5 protein-coding genes are annotated in these 5,292 nt (G+C 74.5%); all 5 read right to left on the minus strand.

Annotated features, from left to right (window positions below):
* Window positions 1–50 precede the first annotated feature (50 nt).
* Window positions 51–377 carry a thioredoxin gene (gene trxA, locus ACFU7Y_RS39440; protein WP_224284274.1) on the minus strand — a complete coding sequence of 109 codons (327 nt, stop codon included), beginning with the start codon at window positions 375–377 and terminating at the stop codon, window positions 51–53.
* A 129-nt stretch (window positions 378–506) separates the two neighbouring features.
* Window positions 507–1,472, minus strand: coding sequence for a thioredoxin-disulfide reductase (gene trxB, locus ACFU7Y_RS39445; RefSeq protein WP_224284273.1), 966 nt, complete (start codon window positions 1,470–1,472; stop codon window positions 507–509).
* 173 nt (window positions 1,473–1,645) lie between these two features.
* Window positions 1,646–2,638 carry a hypothetical protein gene (locus ACFU7Y_RS39450; protein ID WP_380771255.1) on the minus strand — a complete coding sequence of 331 codons (993 nt, stop codon included), beginning with the start codon at window positions 2,636–2,638 and terminating at the stop codon, window positions 1,646–1,648.
* Complete coding sequence (gene sigM, locus ACFU7Y_RS39455) at window positions 2,635–3,357, minus strand: RNA polymerase sigma factor SigM (protein ID WP_224284215.1); 723 nt, start codon at window positions 3,355–3,357, stop codon at window positions 2,635–2,637. Before sigM ends, ACFU7Y_RS39450 begins: the two co-directional genes overlap by 4 nt.
* A 72-nt stretch (window positions 3,358–3,429) precedes the next feature.
* On the minus strand, window positions 3,430–5,292 hold a 1,863-nt coding region (locus ACFU7Y_RS39460; RefSeq protein ID WP_380771256.1), incomplete at its 5' end, for a protein kinase family protein.

The following is a 5,292-nucleotide window of genomic DNA, read 5'->3' on the forward strand; positions in this document are numbered from 1 at the left end:
GCTCCCCATCGAGGGGAGCCCCGCCGCCGTGCGGTCGATGACCGGAAGACCTAGATGAACTCGGCCAGCTCGCGCAGCAGCGCGGCCTTCGGACGGGCACCGGTGATGGACTTCACCGGCTCGCCGCCCTTGTAGACGATCAGGGTCGGGATCGAGATGACGCCGTACTGGGCCGCGGTCGCCTGGTTGGCGTCCACGTCGAGCTTGGCGATGGTCAGCTTGTCGCTGTGCTCGGCCGCGATCTCGTCCAGGATCGGGGCGACCTGGCGGCACGGGCCGCACCAGGTGGCCCAGAAGTCGACCAGTACGGGCTTCTCGCTCTCCAGGACGTCGGCCTGGAAGGTCGCGTCGGTGACTGTGGTGGTGGCGCCGGCCACGGGAACTCCTCGGGTTCGGACGGAGGGGGCTGCTGCCAGGAGAACAACGGGCGGGTCCGTTCTGTTTCTGCCCGGCCGGGGCGGGGGTGTTCCACGTGGAACACCCCCGCGGGTGGATCGGGGAGGGGCTCAGACCGCGACGGCGGCGGCCTTGGCCTCCAGGTCGTCCAGCGCCGCCAGGTAGCGCTCGGCGTCCAGGGCGGAGGAGCAGCCGGTGCCGGCGGCGGTGATGGCCTGGCGGTAGGTGTGGTCGACGACGTCGCCGGCGCCGAACACGCCCGGGATGTTGGTCCGGGTGGAGGGGGCCTCGACCTTGAGGTAGCCCTCGGCGTCCAGGTCCAGCTGGCCCTTGAAGAGTTCGGTGCGCGGGTCGTGGCCGATCGCGATGAACAGGCCGGTGACGGCCAGCTCGCGGGTCTCGCCGGTGGTGGTGTCGCGCAGGGTGACGCCGCTCAGCTTCGGGTCGCCGTGGATGGCCTCGACCGCGCTGTCCCACTCGAAGCGGATCTTCGGGTCGGCGAAGGCACGCTCCTGCATCGCCTTGGAGGCGCGCAGGGTGTCCCGGCGGTGGATGATCGTGACGCTCCTGGCGAAGCGGGAGAGGAAGGTCGCCTCCTCCAGGGCGGTGTCGCCGCCGCCGACCACCGCGATGTCCTGGTCGCGGAAGAAGAAGCCGTCGCAGGTGGCGCACCAGGAGACGCCACGGCCGGAGAGCTTGTCCTCGTTCGGCAGGCCGAGCTTGCGGTGCTGGGAGCCGGTGGTGACGATCACGGCGCGCGCCTTGTGCACGTTGCCCTCGGAGTCGGTGACGGTCTTGATGTCACCGGTGAGGTCGACCGCGACGATGTCGTCGGGGATCAGCTCGGCGCCGAAGCGCTCGGCCTGGGCCCGCATGTTGTCCATCAGCTCGGGGCCCATGATGCCGTCCCGGAAACCCGGGAAGTTCTCGACCTCGGTGGTGTTCATCAGCGCACCACCGGCGGTGACGGCCCCCTCGAAGACCAGCGGCTTGAGGGAGGCACGGGCCGTGTAGAGCGCAGCCGTGTACCCGGCCGGGCCGGAACCGATGATGATCACGTTACGGACGTCGCTCACTGCTTCTCCTGGTTCGCATCGCGACCCGCGTTTGCTGCGGGGAGGGCGGTCCTGCTCCGCCGCCCGGGACAACGACTGACCAGTGTCTCGCATTCCCAGGCGGATCAGTACCAGGCGCCCGAAGTCCGGAAGCGGCGTGGCGCAGTTGGCGTGGATCGCATGGGAACCGTCGGTCAGCGGCTGGGAACGGCTTGGTGCAGGAGGACCGGACCGCAGCCGGTGGAGCGCAGGTAGACGTCGACGAAGCCGGGCCGGCCGGGCAGCGGGTAGACCAGGACGTCGACCGGCGCGCCGCGGTAGCTGCCCCGGTCGGTGGCCAGCGGGCTGCCGGTGGCGGGGTCCGGGCAGCCCGAGTCGGCGGGGGAGCCGGGCTCCGGTCGGGCACCGTCGGCGGGCAGGGCGCCCTCGGACATGGCGGGCCCGGTGGCCCGCAGCCCCGGGACGTTCTCCGAGCGGGCCAGCAACTGCTGGACCTGGGTGGCGATTTCGTCCTCGCGGTAGTCGGTGCCGGCGCCCGCCGCGTGCGGGGTGCGGGCGCCGTGGTCGTCGGCGGTCGGGGCCCCGCCCGCGGTGGCCGTGACCGTGCCGGACCGGTCGTCGGGGTGCAGCAGCAGCGCCCCGCCGAGCCCGAGCGCGGCCAGGGCGGCGGCCGTGCCGAGCAGCAGGGCGAAGCGCCGCCGGCGGGGGCGGGGGCGGCCGGGGCCGGTGGCCGCGTCGGACCGGCCGGTGGGTCGGTCGGCACGGTGGTTGCCGGGACGGTCCGCGGGCCGGGAGAGGGCGCCGTAGGACGGTGTGGCGGGCTCCGTGGCGGCGCGGGCGGGCCGGTCCGGGGTTCCGGTCCGCCGGTCGGCTGCGGGGGCCTCCTGCGGCTGAGCGGTGGACTCGCGGTCGCTCCCGGCGGCGGCTTCGGCGGCGGCCTCGGCCAGCGCCGCGTCCAGCCGGGCGGCGACATCGTCCGGCATCGGCGGGGTCCCGACGTCGCCGAGCAGCGCCTGGACCTCGGTGAGCGCGTCGACGGTCTCCCGGCACTCTGCGCAGCCGTCCAGGTGCTGCTGAAGCGTTCCGGCGGTGTCCGGGGAGTCGATCAGCCCTTCGGCGAGGTCGGCCAGCTGCTCCACCGGGGGGTGGCCGTCGGCGGGGTCGGGGAAGGAGGGGTGGGCGTTCATCGGGTGCTCGCGTCTCCTTCCAGAACCGTCCGACCGGTGCTCGGGCCCGTCCCTGTGACGGTGCCGGGGCGCTTCGGGTTCCCCGGGGTGTCCCGGCGCGGCGGGGCCGAGCCGGGGGCGGGCGGTGTTTCACGTGAAACACCGGGCTCGCGCAGGTGCCGGACCAGCGGGAGGAGCCGGGCCCGACCGCGTGCGCAGCGGCTCTTCACGGTGCCCACCGGGACGCCCAGCAGCTCGGCCGCCTCGGCCACCGGGTAGCCCTGCATGTCGACCAGCACCAGCGCGGCCCGCTGCTCGGCGGGCAGCTCGGCGAGCGCCGCCGTCAGCTCGCGGTGCAGCTCGGCCCGGACCACCGGGGAGTCGGCCGGCTCGGCGGTGCCGACCAGGGTGTCCAGCCGCTGCGGGTCCTCGTCGAGCGGGGTGGTGCGGCGGGTGGCGCTGCGCCTGGCGCGGTCCAGGCAGGCGTTGACCACGATCCGGTGCAGCCAGGTGGTGACCGCGGAGCGGCCCTGGAAGCCGGCGGCGGCGCGGAAGGCGGAGACCAGGGCGTCCTGGAGGGCGTCGGCGGCCTCCTCGCGGTCGCCCAGCGTGCGCAGGGCGACCGCCCAGAGCCGGTCGCGGTGGCGGTCCACCAGCAGGCCGAAGGCCGCCGGGTCGCCGGCGACGTGCCGGGCGAGCAGCGCCGCGTCGTCGTCCGTCCGGTCCACGCCGTCCGTCACCGTCCCCCCTCCGTCCCGGTCGTTCGTCCGTGTCTCCCGACGCGTGCCGCAGGACGCGTCACGGTCGTCGGGTCAGCCGAAGGCCTTGACCTCGGCGACGTGGCCACGGAACTTGCCGTCGGAATCCTTCGGCAGACTGGTCAGCCAGATCAAGAGGTAACGCGTGGTGACCGGGTTGTCGAGGGTGAAGTCGGCCGTGCCGCCGCTCTTCTTGCCGACCACGGTGAAGTCGTTGAGCGGGGCGCCCTTCGGATTGGCCGCGGCCGAGGCATTGGGCACCCGGAGCTCCGCCGTGTGGTTCCCGGCGAACTGGACGTTCACCGAGCTGACGGCCTGCGGCGAGCCGAGGTCGAGCAGCAGACCGGTGCCCGCCTTGTAGAGGTTGGGGGAGAACTGGTCCTCGTACCACTGGGTGGTCCACTGGGTGTCGGGCTTGCCGTCGATGGCGTTGGCCAAGGTCTCCTTGCCATCGACCCCCTCGCCCAGCGGGTTGTACGACTGCGCGTCCTTGATCGCGATCGGTACCGGGGTGTGGGTGGTGGCCTGCGGGCTCGGTGTGGTGCTGCTGACCGAGGAGGGCGGGGCCGTGACGGCCGGCGCGGTGTGGCGCAGGCTGTCGACGAACTGCCAGGACGCGACGCCGATCGCCCCCAGCGCGACCGTCCAGGCGGTGGCCTTGATCGCCCGGCGCAGCCGCCGCTTGGTGCGCCGGGAGGAGGCCGGGCGGGACGAGGCCGGCAGCGGGGCGACGGTGGTGTCGGCCACCCGGGTCGGGTTGGGCGCGGTGGGCAGCGCGTGGGTGTTGTGCCGGGGCGGGGTCGGGAAGTCGGGCAGCTCCGGCTCGGGCTGGCGGATCCGGGGCAGCTGGGCGATCGCCCGGACCAGCTCCGCCGGGGTGGTGATCGGCTGGGCGTGGTGCGGCGGCTGGTCGAACAGGGCCCGCGCGGCGAGCTCGGACAGGCCCTTGTGGACGCCGGCGCGGACCTGGTCCGGCGCGGCGTTCTGGAGGTCCTTGGGCAGGCCCTGGAGGTCGTAGCGGTCCTCCGGGTACGGCCAGCGGTGGGTGAGCGCGGCGAACAGCAGTGCGCCGATCGCGCGGGTGTCGGCCCGCTGGGCGTCCTCGGCGTCCTCGGCGGGCAGCCCGCGCAGGGCGGCGTCCACCGCGATGCCGTTGATCCGGTACTGGCCGCTGTCGGTGCGCAGGACGCAGCGCGGGGTGAGCCGCAGGTGGGCCTGGCCGCGCTGGTGGGCGGCCGCGACGGCGTCGGCGACCTGGCGGACCATCTGGTACGCCTCGTGCGGCTCCATCGGGCCGTTCACGAGCAGCTTGGCCAGGTCGGAGGAGTGCGGCAGCCACTCCCGCACGACGTAGACCAGCTCGCCCTCGTGGACGGCGTCCAGTACCTGCACGAAGCGCGGGTCGCCGAGCAGGGCGGCGGACTTGGCCGCGGCCAGCACCTTGCGGGCCCGCTGGTGGCCGGAGGCCATCAGGTGGACGCCGACCGCCCGGCGCAGCTTCTCGTCGACGGCGCGCCAGCTGCTGAAGGTCTCGGTCTGGGAGATGCACTCCTCCAGCCGGTACCGGTGGCCGATCATGTCGCCACTGCGGCGCTGCGGGGCGGGAAGGGTGCGCGGGAGGGTGGCGGTGTCGCGCGGGTCGACCGTGGGCTGCGGGTCGGTGGGGCGGCGCGCGGGGCGGGCGGGCTCGGGGGCGGCCTTCTTCCGGGGGGAGCCGGCGGCCAGTTCGGCGCGGATCTCCTGGACCGAGAGCGGGGCGGTGATCTCCGAGGTCTCCTCGCTGACGGCGGACTCCCGGTCCGGGCCTGCGGCCGGTTCGTCGTCCCCCTTCTCGTCCCCGTCCTCGTCCGCGGCGGTACGCCCGGGGGCGGCGGCAGCGGGGGCGCCCTCGCGGGCGTCCGCGGGGGTGTCCGCGGG

It is taken from the genome of Kitasatospora sp. NPDC057542 (assembly GCF_042801945.1).
GTDB lineage: Bacteria > Actinomycetota > Actinomycetes > Streptomycetales > Streptomycetaceae > Kitasatospora.

Bases quoted from the DNA above. Each gene is read 5' to 3' on its own strand.
- ACFU7Y_RS39450 (WP_380771255.1), bottom strand. From the start codon at position 2,638: ATGAACGCCCACCCCTCCTTCCCCGACCCCGCCGACGGCCACCCCCCG.